The 21,210-nt window shown below is 66.1% G+C and carries 20 protein-coding genes; 8 read left to right on the top strand and 12 right to left on the bottom strand.

The genetic code is table 11. The features are described from left to right. Nucleotides 1-35 precede the first annotated feature (35 nt). From QEP15_RS18390 to QEP15_RS18380, 3 genes are all read right to left on the bottom strand, one after another. On the bottom strand, nt 36-1,196 hold the full coding sequence (locus tag QEP15_RS18390) for an MFS transporter (protein WP_175157077.1): 1,161 nt from the start codon (nt 1,194-1,196) through the stop codon (nt 36-38). A gap of 98 nt (nt 1,197-1,294) precedes the next feature. Continuing rightward, a complete protein-coding gene (locus QEP15_RS18385; RefSeq protein ID WP_056322814.1) occupies nt 1,295-1,807 on the bottom strand; it encodes a MarR family winged helix-turn-helix transcriptional regulator in 513 nt (170 codons plus the stop codon). A 182-nt stretch (nt 1,808-1,989) separates the two neighbouring features. Further along, nucleotides 1,990-2,448, bottom strand: a complete 459-nt coding sequence (locus tag QEP15_RS18380; protein WP_056322817.1) for an HU family DNA-binding protein — start codon at nt 2,446-2,448, stop codon at nt 1,990-1,992. A 419-nt stretch (nt 2,449-2,867) separates the two neighbouring features. On the opposite strand from QEP15_RS18380, the gene QEP15_RS18375 reads away from it, so the two are divergent. The 3 genes from QEP15_RS18375 (at nt 2,868) to QEP15_RS18365 (ending at nt 6,466) form a co-directional block, all read left to right on the top strand. Continuing rightward, nucleotides 2,868-4,028, top strand: a complete 1,161-nt coding sequence (locus QEP15_RS18375; protein WP_082586281.1) for a D-alanyl-D-alanine carboxypeptidase family protein — start codon at nt 2,868-2,870, stop codon at nt 4,026-4,028. A gap of 24 nt (nt 4,029-4,052) precedes the next feature. Next, the gene (locus QEP15_RS18370) at nt 4,053-4,601 is read left to right on the top strand and encodes a hemerythrin domain-containing protein (protein ID WP_152385150.1); all 549 of its coding nucleotides are present in this window, start codon (nt 4,053-4,055) and stop codon (nt 4,599-4,601) included. Between the two features lie 95 nt (nt 4,602-4,696). Next, on the top strand, nt 4,697-6,466 hold the full coding sequence (locus tag QEP15_RS18365; protein ID WP_280147833.1) for a SulP family inorganic anion transporter: 1,770 nt from the start codon (nt 4,697-4,699) through the stop codon (nt 6,464-6,466). A 13-nt stretch (nt 6,467-6,479) separates the two neighbouring features. On the opposite strand, the gene QEP15_RS18360 is transcribed toward QEP15_RS18365, so the two are convergent. The 6 genes from QEP15_RS18360 to QEP15_RS18335 all read right to left on the bottom strand — a co-directional run bounded on the left by QEP15_RS18360 (nt 6,480) and on the right by QEP15_RS18335 (nt 12,457). Beyond that, nucleotides 6,480-7,247 (bottom strand): ABC transporter ATP-binding protein, encoded by a 768-nt coding sequence (locus QEP15_RS18360; protein WP_152385148.1) that lies wholly within the window; start codon nt 7,245-7,247, stop codon nt 6,480-6,482. Beyond that, a complete protein-coding gene (locus QEP15_RS18355; RefSeq protein WP_152385147.1) occupies nt 7,244-9,121 on the bottom strand; it encodes an ABC transporter permease in 1,878 nt (625 codons plus the stop codon). The genes QEP15_RS18360 and QEP15_RS18355 overlap by 4 nt, the downstream gene beginning before the upstream one ends. Next, entirely contained in the window at nt 9,121-10,350 is a 1,230-nt protein-coding gene (locus QEP15_RS18350) for an ABC transporter substrate-binding protein (RefSeq protein ID WP_280147832.1), read from the bottom strand. Before QEP15_RS18350 ends, QEP15_RS18355 begins: the two co-directional genes overlap by 1 nt. Before the next feature lie 216 nt (nt 10,351-10,566). After that, nucleotides 10,567-10,734 carry a 50S ribosomal protein L33 gene (gene rpmG / locus QEP15_RS18345; RefSeq protein WP_003810296.1) on the bottom strand — a complete coding sequence of 56 codons (168 nt, stop codon included), beginning with the start codon at nt 10,732-10,734 and terminating at the stop codon, nt 10,567-10,569. A 37-nt stretch (nt 10,735-10,771) separates the two neighbouring features. Then, nucleotides 10,772-11,008: a 50S ribosomal protein L28 gene (gene rpmB / locus QEP15_RS18340; protein ID WP_050447723.1), complete on the bottom strand. Its 237-nt coding sequence runs from the start codon at nt 11,006-11,008 to the stop codon at nt 10,772-10,774. 300 nt (nt 11,009-11,308) lie between these two features. After that, nucleotides 11,309-12,457 carry a Bcr/CflA family multidrug efflux MFS transporter gene (locus QEP15_RS18335; protein WP_280148927.1) on the bottom strand — a complete coding sequence of 383 codons (1,149 nt, stop codon included), beginning with the start codon at nt 12,455-12,457 and terminating at the stop codon, nt 11,309-11,311. 208 nt (nt 12,458-12,665) lie between these two features. On the opposite strand from QEP15_RS18335, the gene QEP15_RS18330 reads away from it, so the two are divergent. From QEP15_RS18330 to QEP15_RS18310, 5 genes are all read left to right on the top strand, one after another. Beyond that, a complete protein-coding gene (locus QEP15_RS18330; RefSeq protein ID WP_152385146.1) occupies nt 12,666-13,934 on the top strand; it encodes a class I SAM-dependent methyltransferase in 1,269 nt (422 codons plus the stop codon). A 500-nt stretch (nt 13,935-14,434) separates the two neighbouring features. Continuing rightward, nucleotides 14,435-15,436 (top strand): ABC transporter substrate-binding protein, encoded by a 1,002-nt coding sequence (locus tag QEP15_RS18325; RefSeq protein WP_056322835.1) that lies wholly within the window; start codon nt 14,435-14,437, stop codon nt 15,434-15,436. A gap of 292 nt (nt 15,437-15,728) precedes the next feature. Further along, nucleotides 15,729-16,586, top strand: a complete 858-nt coding sequence (locus QEP15_RS18320; protein WP_175157059.1) for an ABC transporter permease — start codon at nt 15,729-15,731, stop codon at nt 16,584-16,586. After that, the gene (locus tag QEP15_RS18315) at nt 16,583-17,851 is read left to right on the top strand and encodes a quaternary amine ABC transporter ATP-binding protein (RefSeq protein ID WP_152385145.1); all 1,269 of its coding nucleotides are present in this window, start codon (nt 16,583-16,585) and stop codon (nt 17,849-17,851) included. The genes QEP15_RS18320 and QEP15_RS18315 overlap by 4 nt, the downstream gene beginning before the upstream one ends. A gap of 126 nt (nt 17,852-17,977) precedes the next feature. Then, complete coding sequence (locus QEP15_RS18310) at nt 17,978-18,352, top strand: tautomerase family protein (RefSeq protein ID WP_056322842.1); 375 nt, start codon at nt 17,978-17,980, stop codon at nt 18,350-18,352. A 76-nt stretch (nt 18,353-18,428) separates the two neighbouring features. Here the strand turns inward: QEP15_RS18310 and QEP15_RS18305 are convergent, their stop codons facing one another. From QEP15_RS18305 to QEP15_RS18295, 3 genes are all read right to left on the bottom strand, one after another. Next, nucleotides 18,429-19,394: a Bug family tripartite tricarboxylate transporter substrate binding protein gene (locus QEP15_RS18305; RefSeq protein WP_175236416.1), complete on the bottom strand. Its 966-nt coding sequence runs from the start codon at nt 19,392-19,394 to the stop codon at nt 18,429-18,431. An 80-nt stretch (nt 19,395-19,474) separates the two neighbouring features. Further along, on the bottom strand, nt 19,475-19,954 hold the full coding sequence (locus tag QEP15_RS18300; RefSeq protein ID WP_152385143.1) for a MaoC family dehydratase: 480 nt from the start codon (nt 19,952-19,954) through the stop codon (nt 19,475-19,477). After that, the gene (locus QEP15_RS18295; RefSeq protein WP_280147831.1) at nt 19,951-21,198 is read right to left on the bottom strand and encodes a CaiB/BaiF CoA transferase family protein; all 1,248 of its coding nucleotides are present in this window, start codon (nt 21,196-21,198) and stop codon (nt 19,951-19,953) included. The genes QEP15_RS18300 and QEP15_RS18295 overlap by 4 nt, the downstream gene beginning before the upstream one ends. Between the last annotated feature and the right edge of the window lie 12 nt (nt 21,199-21,210).

Here is a 21,210-nt window from a genome sequence, read left to right as displayed (position 1 = left end):
GCGGTGGCGGTCAAAACCCCTGATTATAGGAGGTGCTAGGCGCGGGCAGGGGGCGAGGGCATTTCCGGGATGCGCGCACTGGGCGCAAGGGCGCCATAAGCCAGCGTAAGGGCCGCCAGGACGGCGCCCGCCGTGACCACCGCCGGCCAGCCGAAATGGGCGTACAGCCAGGACGATACCAGCGAACCCGAGGCGCCGCCGATGAAGTAGCAGGTGACGTAACCGGCGGTCAGGCGGCTGCGCGCTTCGGGCCGCAGGCGGTAGATGGAGCTGGTATTGGTGACGTGGACGCCCTGAATCGCCAGATCCTGCACCAGGATGCCCGCCAGCAGCGCAACGACCGACACCTGGCCGAACGCCATCAGTCCCCAGGAACCCAGAAGCAGCAGCAGGCCCACGCGGGTGGCGAGGTTGCCCAGTCCGCGGTCGGCAAGGCGGCCGAAGCGGTTGGCGGCGTAGGCCCCGGCGGCGCCGGCCAGGCCGAAAAGGCCAATGGTGGTGTTGCTGTATTCATAGGGCGGGCCGGCCAAAAGGAAGGTCAGCGGAGTCCACAGCATGCTGAAGGCGGCAAACAGCAGTCCGCCAATCAGGGACCGGGCGCGGAACAGGGGTTCCTCGACGAACATGCGCAGGATCGACCCCAGCAGGCGCGGGTAGCTCATTGCCGTGGGGATTTGGTAGCGGGGCAGCACGCGCCACAGGACGGCGGACATGCACAGCATCAGGATGGCGGCCACCCAGTACACCGTGCGCCAGCTGCCCACGTCGGCCAGCGCGCCGGCCGCGGTGCGGGCCAGCAGGATGCCCAGCAGCAGTCCGCTCATGACGGTGCCGACGGCCTTGCCGCGCTCGTGGGGCGCGGCAAGCGTGGCGGCGAAGGGCACGAGGATCTGGGCAACGACGGACAGCATGCCGGTCAGGGCTGTGCCCAGGATCAGCACCGCGATGTTGCTGGCAAAGGCCGAGATCAGCAGGCCGCCCGCGGCCAGCAGGTTCATCAGCACGATCAGCGCGCGGCGCTCGAACATGTCGCCCAGCGGCACCAGCAGCATCAGGCCCACTGCGTAGCTGAGCTGCGCCGTTGTGACGATGGTGCCGGCGGCAGCATTCGAAATCGAGAACTGCTGACCGATCGTGTGCAGCAGGGGTTGCGCGTAGTAGTTGCTGGCGACTGCCAGACCGGTCGCCACGGACATCAGGAGGATGATGGGCGCGGTGAGCGTGGGCGTGGATTGCGTAGGAGAAGTCACTGATCTGAGGCTGAAAAGGGTGATGACGGTGGGCGGCAGGCAGCTCAGGCGTCGACGCTGCCGGGCGTTTCCTGGTCCTGCTTGATCAGTAGCTTTTTCAGAAGGCCCGCCAATTGGCGGCGTTCCGCGGCGGACAGCGGTTCCAGCAGGTCGTTCAGGTCGCTTAGATAGTCCTTGAGCAGGATCTTGATCGTGCGCAGCCCGTCGGCGGTGAGCGACACGATGACGCCGCGCCGGTCGTCGGGATTGGGACTGCGCACGAGCAGCCCGGCCTCTTCCAGCCGGTCCAGGCGGTTGGTCATGGCGCCGGACGTCAGCAGAAGGGCTTGCACGAGTTTTTGCGGATTCATCGCATACGGCGCGCCGGTGCGGTAGAGCGTGGCGAGCACGTCGAATTCGCCCTGATGCAGGTTGTACTGGCGAAAGGTGCGATTGACGTTGCGGGCGGCGAATGCGTTCAGGCGGAAGAGGCGGGCGACCACCGACATGGCGGCGAAGTCCTGCGCAGGGCATTCCTGCGTCCATTGCGAGATCACGAGATCGACAAGGTCATTCATGGCGGCGGGCTGGTGTGTCAATGTGAAGTATCTTCACGTAAAGACAAAATTCTAGCAGCGGCTTGCCGCCGATGCAAAGCGCGCGCCACCTGCCGAGCCAAAGACCGCGCGCAAATGAAGAAGGGCCCGCCTCTTGCGAGGCGGGCCCTTCCCGGCTTGACCGGATACTGCGCGTAATGAAATTACTGCGCGGCGTCCTTCAGCTTCTTGAGCGGGCGAACCTTGACCTTGACCGAAGCCGGCTTGGCGGGGAACCAACGCTCTTCGCCCGTGAACGGATCCTTGCCGAAGCGCTTGGCCTTGGCGGGAACCTTCTGCACGGCGACCTTGAACAGGCCGGGCATCGTGAATTCGCCAGCGCCCTTCTTGTCCACGGAGCCCAGCACCGAGGTTTCCAGGCTGGCCAGGACGGCCTTGACCGACTTGGCTTCGACGCCGGATTGCTCAACGATGTAGGCGATGAGCTGGGTCTTGTTCATCGCAGCCTTGATGGCCTTGGGGGCGGCAGCGACCTTCTTGGCGGCGACGGCCTTCTTGGCAGCCGGCTTCACGGCGGGCTTGGCGGCAGTTGCCTTCTTTGCGGGCGCCTTGACGGCGGTCTTGGTGACTTTCTTGGCAGGAGCTTTAGCTTTCGTGGCCATGGTCAAAATCCGTATGTTGAGGACATGGAGCAGCGCGTGCCGGATATCGGCATTTGACGCTACGCGCCCGATGATAGCGGAAGAGTGGCGGTAAAAGCGGCTTTGCGGCGGGTTTTAAGCCACTGTTTGTTGTTTCCACGCAGAAAAGTGCCTTCTGCAAGGGGTTTCGCAAGAAGTCGTGACGTTCGCTGACGTTCTGACGGCTCGCGTTTGCGGGGCGCGCGCGTGGGCCAATCGACGGCGCAACGTGCGCGCTAAGGGGCCCTTGCCGCGCATGCGGATGAACCTATCTTGTGGCGCATGTTCCAATTGCGGGCGGCGCGCGCGGCGGGCATGGGCGGAACGTCCCGTGATTCGGACTTGTCCCAAGCGCGTTGCGCGCGCCCGAAGAAAACAGAACATGGAAGTGAAGCAGCTATATGTTGATGAAGAAGTTGGCGGCGAGCCTGCTCGTTGCGACCGCCTGTATATCCAGCGCCATGGCGCAATCGATGCCGGCGCCGGCGCTTTCGGCCAAGGCGTGGCTGCTGCTGGATGAGACCAGCGGCCAGGTCATCGCGTCGCACGCGGCCACCACGCGCATCGAGCCGGCGTCCCTGACCAAGATCATGACGGCCTACGTCGTGTTCGATGCGATGACGAAGAAGGAGCTGACCGCTAGCCAGCTGGTCACCATCTCGACGCGGGCCTGGAAGGTGCCGGCAGGCAGCTCCAAGATGTTCCTGGAGCCCAACTCCAAGGTGTCGGTGGACGACCTGCTGCGCGGCCTGATGATCCAGTCAGGCAATGACGCGGCGGTTGCGCTGGCCGAGGCGGTGTCTGGCAGCGTCGAAGCCTTTGTCGCGCGGATGAACGACACCGCCGCCCGGCTGGGCTTGCACGCCACGCACTTTGCCAGCCCGCACGGGCTGCCGGATCCGAACACGTATTCCACCGCCAGCGACCTGTCGATCCTGGCCACGCGGTTCATCCGTGACTTTCCGCAGCTCTACAAGACCTACGATTCGGCCAGGCAGTTCACGTTCAACAAGATCACTCAGCCCAACCGGAACCGGCTGCTTTGGCTGGATCCCAGTGTGGACGGGCTGAAGACGGGCCATACGGCATCGGCCGGCTATTGCATCATTGCCACGGCGCAGCGGCCCAATGGCAAGGATCAGCGGCGGCTGATCACGGTGGTGGTGGGCACGGCGTCGGACAAGCTGCGCACGCAGGAAAGCCGCGAGTTGCTGGAATGGGGCTTCCAGGGGTTCAATACCATCAAGCTGTATGCGCGCGGACAGGCCGTGGCCACGCCCGAGGTCTGGAAGGGCGAGACCGACAGCCTGAAGGTGGGATTCTCGCGCGACGCCTACGTGACGGTGCCGGCCGGCGCGAAGGTCGAATCGGCCTGGGCGCCGCAAGCGCCGTTGATCGCGCCCATTGCCGCGCAGTCGACGGTGGGCGAACTGAAGGTGACGGTGGACGGCAAGCCCGCCATGCACTTTCCGGTGGTGGCGCTGGAGCCCGTGGCCGAGGCGGGCATCGCCGGGCGCGCATGGGATTCCATCCGTTTGTGGTGGCGAGGCACAGCGGGTTAACGCAACACGATTCGGAGGCAGGCGATGGCAGTGAGTTTTCCAGGCGGTCCGGCTGCGGCGCCGGGCCCGGACGATCCGCTGGCGCTGCTGTCGGCCTGTCATGGGCGCATCGCACGCCAATGCGCGACGCTGGCGCGGCTGGCGGCGCACCTGCCATCGCACGGCAGCGACACGGCGGCGCAAACCGCCGCCACCAGCGTTCGCCGGTATTTCGACACCGCGGCCGCGCATCATCATGAAGACGAAGAAGAAGACCTCTTTCCAGCCTTGATCGACTCGATGGCGGGGTCGGACGCGGTGTGCCTGCACGCGCTGGTGGACGGCCTGATGGCCGATCATCGCCGCTTGGCGGGCCTGTGGGAACCCTTGCGCCAGACGCTGTCCGAGATCGCGGCGGGGCGGCCGGCGCAATTGCCGCCGGAGCAGGTCCAAACCTTCACCGAGGCCTACGAAGCGCACATCCGGCGCGAAGAGGACGAGTTGCTGCCGATGGCGGCGCGGCTGATACCGGACGACGCGCTGGCTGCGATCGGTCAGGCCATGAAAGCGCGGCGCGGCGGCGAGGCCGGCTGAAAAGGCGCGTTGCGCGGGCGGGGGCGAGCGTTTACCCTTGCCGGACCGGCGGGAACGCCGATGCCAGGGAACAAGACAGGATGATGCTGGGGGGAATGAACGTCGCGCGCCGGCTGTTCGGTTCGTGGGTCGAGGATGTCAACCGGGTGACGCTGCGCGCCGACCTGGCGGCGGGGTTGTTGGGCGCGTTGCTGGTGCTGCCGCAGGGCGTCGCGTTCGCGACGCTGGCGGGCCTGCCTCCTGAATACGGCCTGTATTCGGCCATCGTGCCCTGTATCGTGGCGGCGTTGTTCGGCTCCAGCCGCCATGTGATGTCCGGACCGACCAACGCCAATTCGCTGGCGCTGTTTGCGGTGTTGGCGCCGCTGGCGGCCGCGGGCACCCCCGCCTACATTCAGCTTGCCCTTGCCGTGACCGTGCTGGTCGGGATCATGCAGTGGCTGGTGGGCACCTTGCGGCTGGGATCGCTGGCGCACTTTATTTCGCCGTCGGCGTTGTTTGGTTTTACCAGCGGTGCGGCCGTGCTGATCGCCGTGCATGCGCTCAAGGACGCGCTGGGTTTGCCCTCGACAGAGGCGCATGGTGCGGGCGCGGTGCTGGAAAGCATCGCCACGCATATCGGCCAGGCGCATCCTGGCGCCTTGCTGGTGACGCTGGTCACGCTGGGCACCGCGCTGCTGGCGCGCAGGCTGGACAAGCGCAAGCCATACATGCTGCTGGGCCTGGCGGCGGGGACATTCGCGGCGTGGGCCTTCAATTCGGTGGTCCCGCCGCAGGCAGGCACGCCGGTGCCTGTGCTGGGCGCAATCGCCCAACCGTGGCCGCCTTTTCATGTGCCCAGCGTCGACTGGCGCGCGCTGCCCGATCTCTTGAGCCTGGCATTTGCGTTGACCATCGTCGCATTGGCGCAATCCATCTCGATTGCCAAGGCGGTTGCGACGCGATCTGGCCAGCGCATCGACGCGAACCGGGAGTTCGTGGGACAGGGCCTGTCCAACATCGTGGGCGGCTTCTTTTCGTGCTACCTGTCCTGCGGCTCGCTCAATCGTTCCATTCCAAACTTCGAGGCGGGCGCGAAAACGCCGCTGGCGTCGGTGTTTTCCGCGCTGCTGCTGATGCTGCTGGTGGCGGTGTCCGCGCCGCTCCTGGCGTTGATCCCGCATGCGGCGATCTCGGGGCTGCTGTTGCTGGTGGCCTGGACGCTGCTGGACATTCCCCGCTGGCGTCACCTGTTGCGCACGCAACGCGGCGAATGCGCAATCGCCGCGGCCACGCTGGCCGCCACGATCGCCATCCGCATGGAGGTCGCGATCTTGCTGGGCACGGTGCTGTCGCTCATGGTGTACCTGCACCGCACGTCGCGGCCGGCGATGCGCACGATGGGCTTTGATTCGCGCGGGCCGGATCGCCGATTCGTCGTCCTGGAGCATCACCCGGACGCCTTGCCGGAATGCCCGCAGCTCAAGCTGCTGCGCATGGAGGGGTCAGTCTATTTCGGGGCGGCCGCGCACGTGGCGCAGCGGCTGCACGATCTGCGTTCGGCGCCGGGCGCGCCGCGCCATTTGCTGGTGATGGCCAAGAGCATGAACTTCATCGACCTGGCCGGCGCGCAGGTCTGGGACGACGAGTTGGCGGCGCGGCGCGCGATGGGCGGAGATCTGTATTTCCATCGGCCGCGGCCCGAGGTGATGGACATGTGGCGCCGCACCGGATTTCTGGCCCGGCTGGGCGAGGACCACATCTTTCCGGACAAGGCGACGGCGTTGCGCGAGATCTACGCCAAGCTGGACCGGAACATCTGCGCAGGGTGCACGGCCCGGATTTTTTGGGAATGCCAGCCGGACCGCTCGCAGCCCGACGGTTGAGGCGTTTGGCGGGTCAGGCTTTCTGCGGCGTCTCGGTGCCCAGATAAGCGGCCTTGACCCGCTCGTCGGCCGCGATGGCGGCCGGCGCGCCTTCGGCCAGCAGGCCGCCCCGCACCAGCACCGCGATGCGGTCCGCGTGCTTGAACACGACGTCCAGGCTGTGTTCCGTGAAAAGCACCGCAATGCGTTGCGTGTCCGCCAACTGGCGGGTCAGGCGCATCAGCGCGTGGCGTTCGTTGGTGGCCATGCCGGCGGTGGGCTCGTCCATCAAGAGCAGACGCGGCTGGTGCGCCAGCGCCATCGCAAGCTCCACCCGCTTGACGTCGCCATAGGCCAGCGTGCCGCACGCCTCGTTGGCCTTGTCCGCCATCTGCACTTGCGACAGCAGGGTCTTCGCTTCTTCAACCGCATGGCGGCCGGCGCGCCGCCATGGGTTGAACAGCAACCGGTCGCGCGAGAGCAGGGCGGTCTGAACGTTTTCCAGCACGGTCATCGAGCGGAAGGTGGCGGCGGTCTGGAAGCTGCGGCCCACGCCCAGCCGGCAGATCTTGCCGGCGGACAGGCCAACCAGTTCGCGCCCGTCCAGCCGCACCGAACCCGAGTCCGGGCGCAACTGGCCGCCCAACACATTGAAGCAGGTCGACTTGCCCGCGCCGTTCGGGCCGATCAGGGCCAGCATGTGGCCGGCTTCCAGGTCGAACGACACATCGGCCAGCGCGTCGATGCCGCCGAAGGATTTGCGCAGGTTGCGCACCTGCAGCAGGGGGGCGGCCGGGGTCATGCGGACCTCCTGCGCAGCCGGGCGGCAGCGCCTGCCAGGCCTTCGGGGAAGGCCATGACGAGCGCCAGGATCGCCAGGCCCAGCACCGCGTGCCAGTACTCGGTGCTGCGCGCCGCGGCATCCTGCAGCCAAGTGTAGGATGCCGCGCCGACGAGCGGGCCGGCCAGCGTCTGGATGCCGCCCAGCAGCACCATCACCAGTCCATCGACCGAGCGGCTGACGGCCAGCACGTCGGGCGCGATGCTGCCCTTGGAAAATGCGTACAGGGAGCCCGCCAGGCCCGCGGCGAACGAGGCGGCCACGAATCCGGCCCATTGGATGCGGCGCGTGTCCATGCCCAGCGCTTCGGCGCGCAAGGCCGAATCGCGCACGCCGCGCAGCGCGAACCCCAGCGGCGAAAACGCCAGCCGGCGCAGCCACCAGACGCCGGCCGCGCACAGCGCCAGCGTGAGGTAGTAGAACCAGGGCCCCTGCGCCAGCCAGGCCGACGGCCACAAGCCCGTCAGGCCGTTGCTGCCGCCGGTCACGTCATCCCATTGATAGGTCAGGGCCCACAGAATCTGCGCGACCGCCAGCGTCAGCATCGCCAGATACACGCCGGACAGACGCACGCAGAACCACCCGAACACCAGGGCGCCGAACGCGGCGGCAAACGGGCCCAGCAGCAGCGCCGCCTCCATGGGGATGGCGGCCAGTTTCAGGAGCAGCGCCGCGCCGTAGGCGCCCAGTCCGAACCAGGCGGCGTGGCCGAACGAGGTCATGCCCGCCAGCCCGGTCAGAAAGTGCAGGCTGGCGGCGAACAGGGCGGCGATGAGGATCTCGGTCATGAGGATGCTGAGGTAGGGCCAGGTCAGCGTCGCGACGGGCACCAGCGCCAGCAAGGCCAGCAGTACGCCGTAGGCCAGACGCAGGCGCGGACCCGCCGGGGATATGGGGCGCTCCGGCATGCCCGGGTGCGAAGTAGGGGCGGGGGGCTTACCCATCAGGCCCCACGGCCGCACGACCAGCACCACGGCCATCACGGCGAATTCGGCCAGCAGGGTGAGCTTGGACAGGTTGAAGACCCACGGGCCGATGGCGACCTGGCCCAGGAAGACGAACAGCGCCTTGACCGAACAGATCAGCACGGCCGCCAGGAACGCGCCAGGCACCGATCCCAAGCCGCCCACGACCACCACGACAAAGGCGCTGGCGATGATTTCAAGGTCCAGGCCGAGGGTGGCGGGCACGCGCGGCGCGGCCAGCGCGCCGCCCAGTCCGGCGAGGAACGCGCCCAGCGTGAAGGCGGACGTGAACAGCCAGGCCTGATTCACGCCCAGCGCCGCCAGCATGGTGCGGTTTTCAGCGGCGGCGCGCAGCAGCCGGCCCCAGCGGGTGCGCATGAGCAGCAGCCACAAGAGGCCCAGCACGATGGGGCCGGCGGCAATCAGCAGGAGGTCGTATTCAGGGTAACGGCGGCCCAGGATCTGCACGGCGCCCGACAGGCCCGGGGCGCGGGCCGAGAACAGGTCTTCGGGGCCCCAGATGGCCAGGGCCGCGTCGCCGATGATGAGGACGAGGGCGAAGGTCGCCAGCAGCTGGAAGAGTTCGGGGGCGCGGTAAAGGCGCTTGAGCACCAGCAGCTCGGCCGCCGCACCGATCAGGCCGGTCGCCAGCGCCGCCAGCAGCAGGCCGAACCAGTAGCCCGCGCCGCTGCCGAAATGGCTGGTGAAGGTCCAGGCCAGGTAGATGCCCAGCATGTAGAACGAGCCGTGCGCGAAGTTGACCACGCGGGTCACGCCAAAGATCAGCGACAGGCCCGCGGCGACCAGGAACAGCGCGCTGGCGTCGGCCAGGCCATTGAGCAGCTGCAGCAGCAGCCCGGACACATTCATCAGTGCGCCGGCCGCATCTTGCGCACCTGTTCGTCAGGCGGCTGCAGCCGCGCGCCGTCGATGTAGGCAAAGTCCTTCATGATGCCCTTGCCGTCCTCGACCGCGGTCACGCCCACGTAGACGCCCATCGTGGATTGATGGTCGATCTTGCGGTACTGGATCGGGCCGTAGGGCGTGTCCACCTTCAGGCCGGCAAAGGCGTCGACGAGCTTTTCCGTGTCCACGGAACCGGCGGCCTTCAGGCCCTGCGCGATCGACATCAGCGAGGCATAGCCGACCACCGACCCGACCTTGGGCGTTTCGTTGAAGCGCTTCTTGTAGGCCTCGACAAACGTCTTGTTGGCCGGCGTGTCGATGGCGTACCAGGGATAGCCGGTGACGATCCAGCCGGTGGGCGTGTCGGCGCCCAGCGGCTCCAGGTATTCGGGTTCGCCGGACAGCAGCGAGACGACCGGCATGTTTTCAAAGAGGCCGCGCGTGTTGCCCTCGCGCACGAAGCGCGTCAGGTCGGCGGCAAACAGCACGTTGAAAATGGCGTCGGGTTTGGCGTCGGCCAACGCCTGCACCACCGCGCCGGCATCCACCTTGCCCAGCGGCACGGCCTGTTCCGCGACGAATTCCACGTCGGACTGGAACGACTGCATCATGGCCTTGAACGTGGCCACGGCGGATTGCCCGTATTCGTAATTGGGGTAGACGATGGCCCAGCGCTTCTTGCGCAGGGCCAGCGCCTTGGGCGCCACCGCCGCCACGTGCATCCACGTGGACGGACGCAGGCGGTAGGTGTAGCGGTTGCCTTCCTGCCAGGTGATCTTGTCGGTCAGCGGTTCGGCGGCCAGGAAGAACACCTCTTGCTGCTTGGCGAAATCGGTCAGTGCCAGGCCGGTGTTGGAAAGGAACCCGCCGAACAGCAGCTCGACTTTTTCGCGCGCCAGCAGTTCCTGTGCGGCACGGACCGAGTCACCCGGATTGCCGTTGTCGTCGCGCGAGATGACTTCGAGTTTGCGGCCCAGCACGCCACCCGCGGCGTTGACCTCCTCAAGCGCCAGCTGCCAACCCTTTTTGTACGGGCCCAGGAAGGCGGGAATGGCCTTGTAGCTGTTGATCTCGCCGATGCGGATGGGCGGCTCCTTGTCTTTGGAGGCGGCGGGGGCGGCCGGAGCCAGGGCCAGGGCCAGGATCGCGGGCGCAAGCGCGCGGCGCAGCAAAGTGAGGCAGGGACGGATCATGGTGGAGTAATCGCAGGCTGAAGATGAGTCGGGCCTCGCGCGCGCCTGGGGCGCCGCCGGTGCGGCCTAATTGAAACATGGGCCTCGGCGTAGCGGCAAATTAATGGCAATAAAAAGCCGGCAAAAAAAGCGGGCAACAAAAAGCCGGCAATAAAAATGGCCGGCAATAAAAAAGGCCCTGCATGACAGGGCCTCTTTTGCGGGATACCGGCTGAATTACTTCAGCTTGGTTTCCTTGTAGTCGACGTGCTTGCGAGCGACCGGATCAAATTTCTTGATCAGCATCTTCTCGGGCATGTTGCGCTTGTTCTTGGTGGTCGTGTAGAAATGACCCGTGCCGGCGGTCGACTCGAGCTTGATCTTTTCGCGGATACCTTTGGCCATGTCGTGCTCCTAGTATGTAGATTGGCGGGGCGGCCGATTAGGCCATTTCGCCGCGGGCACGCATTTCGGCCAGCACGGCTTCGATGCCGTTCTTGTCGATCGTGCGGATGGCCTTGGCGGAAACACGCAGGCGGACCCAGCGGTTTTCGCTTTCAACCCAGAACCGGCGCGATTGCAGGTTGGGCAGGAAGCGACGCTTGGTCTTGTTGTTTGCGTGCGAAACATTGTTGCCCACCATCGGGCCTTTGCCGGTCACTTGGCATACGCGTGCCATGGATGCACCTCTTTAGTGTCGTTCTTGCCGCGCATCGCTTCGGGGGAGTAGACAGGTGTTTAGCCGCCGGGCTGTGAAGGCTGCTGTACGCTGCCTTGGCCGGCCACCCAGTCTTAGTGGATGAGGGGGAAAGTGATTTCACCCCAGTGCTTATACCCGCTGCCTGCCGCCCGCTTGCATTCACAACACGCGGTTGGGGGTCAGAGTGCTGAACTACAAAGCATAGTAGTCCTGCACGGGAAACTTCATGTGAAGACCGCGATTCTAATACGAAAATCTTAAGTAAATCAAGCTGCAGGGCTACGCGGTGTGCGAACGCGCCACACGCCCGGCCGTCCAGGACAGGCACGCGCAGGCCGCCAGGGTGGTGGTCAGCGGCAGGGCGGTGTCGGATTGCCAGGCGCTGACGGCGAAACCCGCGAGGGCGCCGCACGACAACTGAAGCGTCCCCAATAGCGCGGACGCCGCGCCCAGCCGCTTGCCCTGGTCGGCCAGCGCAAGCGCCGCCGAGTTGGGGTTCACGAAGCCCTGGCTGCCCATGTAGCAGATCAGGCACAGCATCAGCAGCGGCAGCGTCAGCAGCCCGGCCAGCGTCAGCGCGACGGCGGCGAGGCTGGCGCACGCCAGCGTGACCAGCGCGCGGCTTTGCAGCTGGCGCGGGGTGTAGGTGCGCAGCAGCCGTGCGCTGATTTGCGAGCAGATGATGAGCGACAGTGCATTGGTGCCGAACAGCAGGCCGTAGTATTGCGGCGGCACGCCGTAGAGTTCGATGAAGACGCGGGGCGAGCCGATGATGTAGGCGAACATGCCGGCCTGGCCAAAACCGCCCGCCAGGCTGTGCGACATGAAGCCGCGATGCGCGAACAGGCCGCGATAGTTGTGCAGGATGGTGCTCCAGCGCAGCGGCACCACGCGCTCGGGCGTGAGCGATTCCTTCATGATGAGGATGACTGCCGTCATCAGCATCGCGCCGCCCGCGAGCATCACCCAGAAGAGGCTGCGCCACGATGTGATGGCCAGCAACTGGCCCCCGATCAGCGGCGCGAGGATCGGCGCCAAGCCCATGATGAGCATCAGCAGCGACATGGCGCGCGCCGCTTCGTGGGTCTCGTAGTGATCGCGGATGACCGCGCGCGGAATCACGATGCCGGCCGCGCCGCCCATTGCCTGCACGACGCGCCAGCCGGTCAGGGCTTCGACCGATCCCGACAGCGCGCACCCCAGCGAAGCGATCATGAACAGGGTCAGGCCCACCAGCAGCGGCGGCTTGCGGCCGTAGCGGTCGGCCATCGGGCCGTAGAACACCTGCGCCATCGCCAGGCCGATCAGGTACGCCGCCAGCGTGCGCTCGACATCGCCGCGGGAGACACCGAGATTGGCCGCGATCGTGGGAAACGCGGGCAAGTACATATCGATGGCGAACGGGCCGATGGCCGTCAGCGCGCCCATGAGGATGAGCCAACCGGGCAGGCTGCTGCGGGATGTCTGTGATGGGGGCATGTAGATCGCGATGAAGCGCAGGGACAGGGCGCGTGGCGGTGCAGGGGCTGTACTGGCCGCGCCAAGCCGGGGACTTTATCATGGGCGGGCTTACAGGAAAATTGCGGGTGCTTTCCGAAAGCGTCCCTGGCGCCGCTACGCATCCGGAGGAGAAGCCGTGAATCCTTTGCTATCTGTCGTGGAACGCAAACTTCAGGCCCTGCCTGTCCCGGTGCAGCTCGTGCTGCCCGATGGCGCCGTGCTCGGCGCGCCGGCCCCCCGCGTGCGGTTCGTGACGCACGACAAGAGCGCGCTGGCCCATCTTGCCGAAGGGGCCGTCGGCGTGCTGGGCCAGGATTACGTCGAAGGCCGTATCGATATCGAAGGGCGCATGCGCGACGTCATGGCGGCCGCGGCAAAGCTTCTGCCCGGTTCGCCGATGGACGCCGCGCGGGGCGGATGGCTGACCGAGCTGGTGCGCAAGGTGATGTCGGTGTGGCGGCATTCGGTCGAGCGCGACGCCAAACAGATTCAGTTCCACTACGACCTGTCCGACGACTTCTACGCACTGTGGCTGGATCCGCGCCGCGTCTATTCGTGCGCCTACTACCGCGAGCCAGGCATGACGCTGGCGCAGGCGCAGGAGGCCAAGCTCGATCACATTTGCCGCAAGCTGCGTCTGTCGGCCGGCGAGCGGTTCCTGGACGTGGGCGCGGGGTGGGGCGGCCTGCTGCTGTGGGCCGCCGAAAATTATGGCGTCGACGCCACCGGCATCACGCTGTCACGCAACCAGCATGCGCACGTCAGCCGGCTGATCGAAGAGAAGGGGCTGTCCGGGCGGGTCCGCATGATGCTGCTGGATTACCGCCAACTGGACGAATCGCAGCCCTACGACAAGATCGCATCGGTCGGCATGTTCGAGCACGTGGGGCGCGCGCAGCTGGAAAGCTACTTCGCCAAGCTGCGGCGCTTGCTCAGGCCGGGCGGGCTGATCATGAATCACGGCATCACCGCGGCCGGCGTGTACAACGCCGAACTGGGCAACGGGATGGGCGAGTTCATCGAGAAGTACATCTTCCCGGGCGGGGAGCTGACGCACGTCAGCGTGGTGATGCAGGCGCTGGCCAATGGCGGGCTGGAAGACCTGGACGTGGAGAACCTGCGGCCGCACTATGCGCGCACGCTGTGGGCCTGGAGCGATGGACTGGAGGCGCGCTTGCCCGAAGCGGCCCGCATCCTGGGCGGGGACCAGGGCGAGCGGTCGCTGCGGGCGTACCGGCTGTATCTGGCCGGGTGCGCCATGGCCTTCGAGCATGGGTGGATCGCGCTGCATCAGATTCTTGTCCAGCATCCGGCGTCGGGCCGCGCGGACGAACTGGATGGGCCTGCGGATATGTCTTATCCGTGGCGGCGGGACTATATGTATGGATCGCGGTCCGGAGAGTGAGGGGGCCACCGGTGTCAATTGGAACCCTCTTAATAGCGTGAATGTTCGCGATTTCTGGAACCAATTGCTGTGTTGCAGTGCACTCTGGAACGCGCTGAACGTATTAATAGGCACATAATATTAACTAAATGTATCTGCCTTTTTGGGTTTGGTCTCCCTAGGAGAAATCCGCCGTTCCCCCCTGATCTACTGGGGTTTTCCCGGAGCAATTTGGCCGAGAATGTATCTGTTTCATTCACCCTTGGGGTTGGGCGGCGCAGCAATTTCGTTTAAGATGCTGCCTTCTTCGTTCAGTTTGTTCTCTTTCTGTGAGTATTCAAAAACTCGTTTTTGAAGCTCCCTGTCTTGCAAGACGCCGCATCCCTCGCGGGCAGTCTTGTTGCTAGTGTCGGTTTGTATTGGCGGTTCAGCCCGTCTTCCGCACAACCCCCTTAGCTCCACGGTGCCGCCCCAGGCTTTCATCCTGGCGTGAGTGCCTGAACCTATGGAGGCAAAAGCCAATGCGTTTTACCCCTGTCAAGTCCCTGGCCGCCGCGGCCGTTTTGTTTGCGTTTGCTGGTTCGGCTCAAGCCGCCGACGCCCCGCAATGTGAACTCAAGCGTCCGGTCACGTTCGGCGCCATGAACTGGGAATCCAACCTGGTCCTGGTCGACGTCGAGCGATTCATCATGGAAAAGGGCTACGGTTGCAAGACCGAAACCCTGCCCACCGAGACCTTGCCCGCCCTGGCCGCGCTTGAGCGCGGCGATCTGGACATCAACACCGAGATCTGGCTGAACAGCGTGGCCGATCCCTGGGCCCGCGCCGAGAAGACCGGCAAGGTCAAGCGCATTGGCGACCTGTACATGGGCGCCGAAGGCTGGTACATCCCCAAGTACACGGCCGAGCGTCTGCCCGAGCTGAAGTCGGCGGCGGACCTGCCCAAGTTCAAGGATGAATTCAAGGATCCGGAAGAACCCGGCAAAGGCCGTTTCTATGGCTGCCCGGCCGGCTGGGGTTGCGAAGTCACCAGCAACAACCTGTTCCACGCCTTGAAGCTGGACGACACCTACACGCTGTACTCGCCCGGCACGGGCGCTGCGCAGAAGGCGGCCCTGATGTCGGCCTACAAGCGCAAGCAGAACGTGGTCTTCTATTACTGGTCGCCCACGCCGCTGGTCGGCGCCATGGATCTGGTCAAGCTGGACCTGCCGGCCTACGATGCTGAAAAGCACAAGTGCCTGACGTCGCCCAAGTGCGCCAAGCCCGAGCCCAGCGCCTACCCCGACAACCCTGTCTTTACCGCGGTGAACACCAAGTTCTCCGAAGATGCGCCCAAGCTGACCGAATTCCTGTCCAAGGTTTCGGTGCCGCTGCCGGTCATCAATGAAACCCTGGCCCACATGGAAGAGTCCGGCGATGAGTCCAACGCCGTGGCCAAGTGGTTCCTGAAGAACAAACCCGACGTCTGGACCAAGTGGGTCCCCGCCGACGTCGCCGGGCGCGTCCAAAGCGCGCTGTAAAGCACTGTGATCCTGGCTGCGCGCCGCGGTGGCGCGTACCGGTCCGTCAAGGGGCCGGAACTCTTTGCCGGGATGGCCGCCGGCCGGGCGCATGCGTCCGGCCCGGCAAGCGTGCTTGTGCCGCCACCCGCGGTGGCAGTGATTCCGGTGCCGGGCACCGATGCGGAATGGATTTGCGCAATCAGCGGTCCTTCCGGGTGCCTGGCGCCAGTCTCAGTCTCGATGTCTTGTCCTGCGCCAGCGTGCCCGGTGGCGACACGGGCGGCGAGCGCGCCAGAATGGAGTCGAATGTATGTTTCCTGAACTTATTCCCGCCCGTCAGGTACGGGGGGCGATCGACGGTTTCGTCGATCACCTGGTCACCAACTACGCGGACACGCTGGAAAAGATGTCCCAGCCCGTGCTGCACGCGTTGGTGTGGCTGGAGCAACTGCTGCGCAATTCGCCCTGGTGGGCGGTGGTCGCGGTGACCATCGCGATCGCCTACGGCGTGAGCCGCCGCATCGGCCTGAGCCTGGCGATGGGCGCGCTGCTGTGCGTCATCGGGGTGCTGGGCTTGTGGGACGCCGGCATGCAGACGCTGGCGCTGATGATCATGGCCGCCGGCCTGTCGGTGCTGATCGGCATTCCGCTGGGCGTGCTGATGGCACGGGTGAACTGGCTGCGCTCGGGCATGCTGCCCGTGCTGGACGTGATGCAGACGATGCCCAGTTTCGTGTATCTGATTCCTGTCGTGATGCTGTTCGGCCTGGGCAAGATTCCCGCCATCATCGCAACCGTCATCTACGCCGTGCCGCCGCTCATCCGCCTGACCGACCTGGGCATCCGCCTGGTCGACCGCGAAGTGCTGGAAGCGTCGCGCGCCTTTGGCGCCAACCCGCGCCAGCAGCTGTTCGGCGTGCAGTTGCCGCTGGCGCTACCCAACATCATGGCCGGCATCAACCAGACCACGATGATGGCGCTGTCGATGGTGGTGATTGCGTCGATGATCGGCGCGCGCGGCCTGGGTTATGAAGTGCTTCTGGGCATCAACCGCCTGGAAGTGGGCCGGGGCCTGCTCGCCGGCCTGGGTATCGTGGTGCTGGCCGTGCTGTTCGACCGGATCACGCAATCGTATGGACAGCGCATGCGCACGGGAGGCCAGCGATGAGCAAGATCGAAGTCAAGAACATCTACAAGATTTTCGGTGCGCATCCGAAGAAATGGCTGCAAGCCGCGCAGGGCGGCATGAGCAAGGAAGAGCTGCTGGCCAAGAGCGGCCACACGCTCGGCCTGCGCGACATCAGCCTGTCCATTGAAGAAGGCAGCATCTACGTCATCATGGGGCTGTCCGGGTCGGGCAAGTCCACGCTGATCCGCCACTTCAACCGCCTGATCGAGCCCAGCTCGGGACACATCCTGGTCGACGGCGTGGACGTGGTCAGCCTGAACAAGCGCGACCTGGAAATCTTCCGCCAAAAGAAGATGAGCATGGTGTTCCAGCGCTTTGGCCTGTTTCCGCACCGCACCGTGCTGGACAACGCCGCGTACGGCCTGACCGTGCAAGGCGTTGGCAAGGCCGAACGCGAGAAGCGCGCCCGCGAATGGCTTGAACAGGTGGGCCTGTCGGGCTTCGAGAACCAGTATCCGCATCAATTGTCGGGCGGCATGCAGCAGCGTGTCGGCCTGGCGCGCGCGCTGGCCACCGATGCCGAGATCCTGCTGATGGACGAAGCGTTTTCCGCGCTGGATCCGCTGATTCGCCGCGAAATGCAGGATCAGCTCCTGCAGCTTCAGGCCAAGCTGAACAAGACCATCGTCTTCATCACGCACGATCTGGACGAAGCGCTGCGCCTGGGCAACCGCATCGCCATCCTGAAGGACGGCGAACTGGTGCAGGAGGGCACGCCGGAAGACATCCTGCTGAACCCGGCCAACGACTACGTGCAGTCGTTCCTGCAGGACGTGAACCGCACCAAGGTACTCAACGCCACGCACGCCGTGAATCCGGCGCGCCTGACGCTGACGATGCGCTCGCGCCCGGCGCACGCCGTGGACCGCATGAAGGCGTTGAACTACGAGTACGCGCCGGTGCTGGATGGCAAGCGTCTGGCTGGCGTGCTGACCGCCGAGGCCGCCGAGAAGGCGATGCAGGAAGGCGTGCGCGACGTGTCCCGCTTCGTCGAGGACCTGGCGTCGGTGCCGGCCACGGCTGGCCTGGGCGAGGTGCTGGCGCAACTGGTGCACAGCGACCAGCCGGTCGCCGTGACGGGTGAGGACGACGAGTTCCTGGGCATGCTGTCGCGCAAGAAGGTCGTCGAGCTGGTGACGCCGGCCCTGACCGAGACGCAGGTGGCGGGCGACGCCGCCACGCCCGATGCGGCTGCGTTGACGGCCCAGCCCGAGCAGGAAAGCGAGGGCAAGGCCGCCGCCTGATCCCCGCATCGTCGGCATGACCCCATGCGCCCGCGTGCACCCGCTTGCACGCGGGCGCAGTCACGATATGATGGCTGGCCGGCCGGCTTGGCCGGCTTTCCTCGTCATGCACCCTCGGAACCTGTCATGCCCCTCTTGAACGTCCAGATCATGCAAGGCCACTCGGCCGCCCAGAAAGCCGCCCTCTTGAAGGCGGCGTCCAACGCGGTGGTCGAAAGCATCGCGGCCCCGGTGCCCAGCGTGCGCGCCGTGCTGCACGAAATCCCGGCGGAACACGTGATCGTGGCGGGCGAGATCGGCAAGCGCATGGCGCGCGTGGACGTGGACCTGATCGAAGGGCGCGACGAGGCCAAGAAGGCCGCGCTGATCGCGGCGCTGAATCAGGCCGTGTGCGCCAGCCTCGACATGTCGGGCGAAGACGTGCGCGTGATCCTGCGCGACGTGCCCAAGACCGACATGGGCGTGGCCAATGGACTGAGCGCCAAGGCCGCCGGACGCTGATCCGTCCCGCCGGCAGAAAAGAAGACGCCCGCTTGCCGCGGGCGTTTCCGTTTGGGCGAATACCTGGGCGGCGCAGTCAGTCCAGCTTCACGTTTGCCGCCTTCACTACCTCGCCCCACCGCGCGATCTCGCTCTTGATGTAGGCGGCGTATTCCTGCGGTGTCGACCCCAGCGCCTGCGCGCCCTGCACCTTGAGCTGCTTCTGCATTTCCGGGGATTTGAGCGCGCGCAGGATCTCGGCGTTCAGCTTGTCGATGATGGGCGCGGGCGTGCCTGCCGGCACGACGACGCCTTGCCAGGCGCCCATGCCAAAGCCCGGCGCCACCGTTTCCGCCACCGTCGGCACGTTGGGCAACTGGTCGCTGCGGGTCTCGCTGGTCACCGCCAGGGCGCGCAGCTTGCCTTCGCGGATGAATCCCAGCGAGTCGTTCAGCGTGTTGGTCATCACCTGGACCTGGCCGCCGACCAGGTCGGTCATGGCCGGAGCGCTGCCGCGATAGGGCACGTGGACCGCGTCGATGTTTAGCGACTTCAGGAGCAGCAACGCGCCCAGGTGCGTGACGTTGCCCGCGCCCGCCGATCCATACGACAGCTTGCCGGGATGCTTGCGGGCGTAATCGACAAATGCGGATGCGGTGTCGGCGGGCACCGAGGGATGCACCAGGAGGACGAGTGGAATGACGGCCGTGCTGGAGACGGGTGCAAAATCCTTGACCGGGTCGAACGCCAGCGAGCGGTACAGGTTGGGGCTGAGCGCGATGGACGAGGTGTTGTACAGCACCGTGTAGCCGTCCGGCTTGGCCGCGGCTGCGTATTGCATGCCGATGTTGCCGTTGGCGCCGCCCTTGTTTTCGACGACGACGGTCTGGCCGAGCTGGTCGGTAAGCTGTTTGGCCAGCACGCGCGCCACCAGGTCGGTCGGCCCGCCGGGCGGGAAGGGCACCACCATCGTGATCGGGCGGTCGGGCCATGCGGCCTGGGCGCTTGCGGCGCCTCCCAGCGCCAGAATGGCCAGCGTCGCGGCCAGCATTGCTTTTTTCATGGTTGTCTCCTTGTGCTGTTATGGGTACTGCGAACTGGCGGCCGCGTCCTCTGGCGGGACCCGTGCCGCCGCAGGGGCATTCAGCCGGGTCTGCCGGCCAGCATGCGCACGGCCGTGTAGGCCATCACCGGCTTGCCATGCTGGTTGCGGACGTCGATCGCGGACGTGACCACCGCGCGGTTGTGCTGCGAGGTGGGGCGCACGCCGGTCACTTCGATCTCGGCCCAGATCGTGTCGCCGGCGACCACGGGCGCGATCATTTTCTTGTGGACTTCCAGCAGCGCCAGGCCCGTTCCCTGCACCATGCCCTGCATGATCAGCCCTTCGATCAGGCCGTAGGTCAGCGCGCCGGGGGCGGGCCGGCCCTTTATCGCGCCGTGGCTGTAGGTGGCGTCGATGAAGATGGTCTCCAGCATGCCCGTGACGCTGATGAAGTTGACGATGTCGGTCTCGGTGACCGTGCGGCGAAACGTCTGGAAGCGCTGGCCGACGGTAAGGTCCTGCCAGTAGTAGCCCTGGCCCAGTTGGGCGGCGGGCGTGGCGTTGCGGTCTTGGGTCATGCGGTGTCCTTGGCGTTGTCGGAAGAGGGGGAGGGTGCTTGGCCGGCGACGCCCGCTTGCAGCAGGGCGTCGATGACGGCCGGTGCAAGGCCGGCCTGGCGCAGCACTTCGTGGGTGTGCTCGCCCAGGCGCGGCGGCATGGCGGGCGGCACGTGGGACTGCTGCAGGCGCACCGGATTGCGGGGAAAGCGGTATTGGCTGCCGGACGCGCTTTGCAGCGGCACGAAGAAACCGACGCTCTCCAGGTGCGGATCGGTCTCCAGGTCTTCCAGGCGGTTCACGGGCGCGGCCGGAATCTCCAGCCGCTCGCACAGGGCAAGCCAGTACGCGGTGTCGTGGGCCGCGACGATGCCCGCCTGCAGTTCGTACAGCGTCTCTATGTGCCGGGTCCGCGCCGAGATGTCGGCAAAGCGCGCGTCCCGCGCCAGGTCGGGGCGGCCGGCGGCGTTGAAGAAATCGCGCCAATGGGCGTCCGTGTAGGGCATCAGGCAGACGTGTCCGTCGGCGGTCTGGCAGGGCCGGCGCCACGGCGTCAGCACCCGCGGATAACCGGCCTGGCCGGGCGCATCGGCCAGGTGGCGGCCGTAGTAATGCTCCACCAGCGCAAACGACGCCATGCTTTCGAACATGGGCACTTCCAGCTGCTGGCCCCGGCCCGTGCGCTCGCGCTGGAACAACGCGGCCAGGATGGCGTGCGCGGCGATCAGGCCGCAAGTCTTGTCGGCCGCGACGGTGGGCAGGTAGCGCGGCGCGCCGGTCTGGCGGCCCACCAGGTCGGCAAATCCGGACAGGCCCTGGATGATGTCGTCGTAGGCCGGACGGCCGTCATAGGCGCCGCCTTCGCCAAAACCATACAGGCCGGCATACACCAGCCGCGGATGGCGCGCGCACAGCGTGGCGGGGTCCAGTCCCAGCGCCGCCATCTTGGCCGGCCGCATGCTGTGCATCAGCACGTCGGCCTGGTCCACCAGCGTCAGCAGCGCCTCGCGCGCGGCCGGCTGCTTCAGGTCCAGCACGATGCTGCGCTTGTTGCGGTTCAGCCCCAGAAAGATCGCGGACAGGCCGGCCTCCTGCGCGGGGCCGGTGTGCCGGGTGGAATCGCCGCCGGGCGCTTCGACCTTGATGACGTCCGCCCCGTAGTCGGCCAGGATCTGCGAGGCATAGGGGCCGAACACGACGGAGGTCAGGTCCAGGATGCGGATGCCGTCCAGCGCGGAGACGGTCGGGGAGGGAGGCGTGGTCATGGCGGAAATCCT

This window comes from Achromobacter mucicolens, assembly GCF_029866465.1.
GTDB lineage: Bacteria > Pseudomonadota > Gammaproteobacteria > Burkholderiales > Burkholderiaceae_B > Achromobacter > Achromobacter mucicolens.
The sequence above is the reverse complement of the archived record's forward strand: the minus strand, read 5'-3'. Positions and strand labels throughout refer to the sequence as shown.

Bases quoted from the DNA above. Each gene is read 5' to 3' on its own strand.
- QEP15_RS18365 (WP_280147833.1), top strand. From the start codon at position 4,697: ATGAACGTCGCGCGCCGGCTGTTCGGTTCGTGGGTCGAGGATGTCAAC.
- QEP15_RS18295 (WP_280147831.1), bottom strand. From the start codon at position 21,198: ATGACCACGCCTCCCTCCCCGACCGTCTCCGCGCTGGACGGCATCCGC.
- QEP15_RS18335 (WP_280148927.1), bottom strand. From the start codon at position 12,457: ATGGGCGCGCTGACGGCCATCGGCCCGTTCGCCATCGATATGTACTTG.
- QEP15_RS18320 (WP_175157059.1), top strand. From the start codon at position 15,729: ATGTTTCCTGAACTTATTCCCGCCCGTCAGGTACGGGGGGCGATCGAC.
- QEP15_RS18360 (WP_152385148.1), bottom strand. From the start codon at position 7,247: ATGACCCCGGCCGCCCCCCTGCTGCAGGTGCGCAACCTGCGCAAATCC.
- rpmB (WP_050447723.1), bottom strand. From the start codon at position 11,008: ATGGCACGCGTATGCCAAGTGACCGGCAAAGGCCCGATGGTGGGCAAC.
- QEP15_RS18300 (WP_152385143.1), bottom strand. From the start codon at position 19,954: ATGACCCAAGACCGCAACGCCACGCCCGCCGCCCAACTGGGCCAGGGC.
- QEP15_RS18310 (WP_056322842.1), top strand. From the start codon at position 17,978: ATGCCCCTCTTGAACGTCCAGATCATGCAAGGCCACTCGGCCGCCCAG.
- QEP15_RS18390 (WP_175157077.1), bottom strand. From the start codon at position 1,196: ATGTCCGTGGCGACCGGTCTGGCAGTCGCCAGCAACTACTACGCGCAA.
- QEP15_RS18370 (WP_152385150.1), top strand. From the start codon at position 4,053: ATGGCAGTGAGTTTTCCAGGCGGTCCGGCTGCGGCGCCGGGCCCGGAC.
- QEP15_RS18315 (WP_152385145.1), top strand. From the start codon at position 16,583: ATGAGCAAGATCGAAGTCAAGAACATCTACAAGATTTTCGGTGCGCAT.
- QEP15_RS18385 (WP_056322814.1), bottom strand. From the start codon at position 1,807: ATGAATGACCTTGTCGATCTCGTGATCTCGCAATGGACGCAGGAATGC.
- QEP15_RS18375 (WP_082586281.1), top strand. From the start codon at position 2,868: ATGTTGATGAAGAAGTTGGCGGCGAGCCTGCTCGTTGCGACCGCCTGT.
- QEP15_RS18350 (WP_280147832.1), bottom strand. From the start codon at position 10,350: ATGATCCGTCCCTGCCTCACTTTGCTGCGCCGCGCGCTTGCGCCCGCG.
- rpmG (WP_003810296.1), bottom strand. From the start codon at position 10,734: ATGGCCAAAGGTATCCGCGAAAAGATCAAGCTCGAGTCGACCGCCGGC.
- QEP15_RS18380 (WP_056322817.1), bottom strand. From the start codon at position 2,448: ATGGCCACGAAAGCTAAAGCTCCTGCCAAGAAAGTCACCAAGACCGCC.
- QEP15_RS18305 (WP_175236416.1), bottom strand. From the start codon at position 19,394: ATGAAAAAAGCAATGCTGGCCGCGACGCTGGCCATTCTGGCGCTGGGA.
- QEP15_RS18355 (WP_152385147.1), bottom strand. From the start codon at position 9,121: ATGAATGTGTCCGGGCTGCTGCTGCAGCTGCTCAATGGCCTGGCCGAC.
- QEP15_RS18325 (WP_056322835.1), top strand. From the start codon at position 14,435: ATGCGTTTTACCCCTGTCAAGTCCCTGGCCGCCGCGGCCGTTTTGTTT.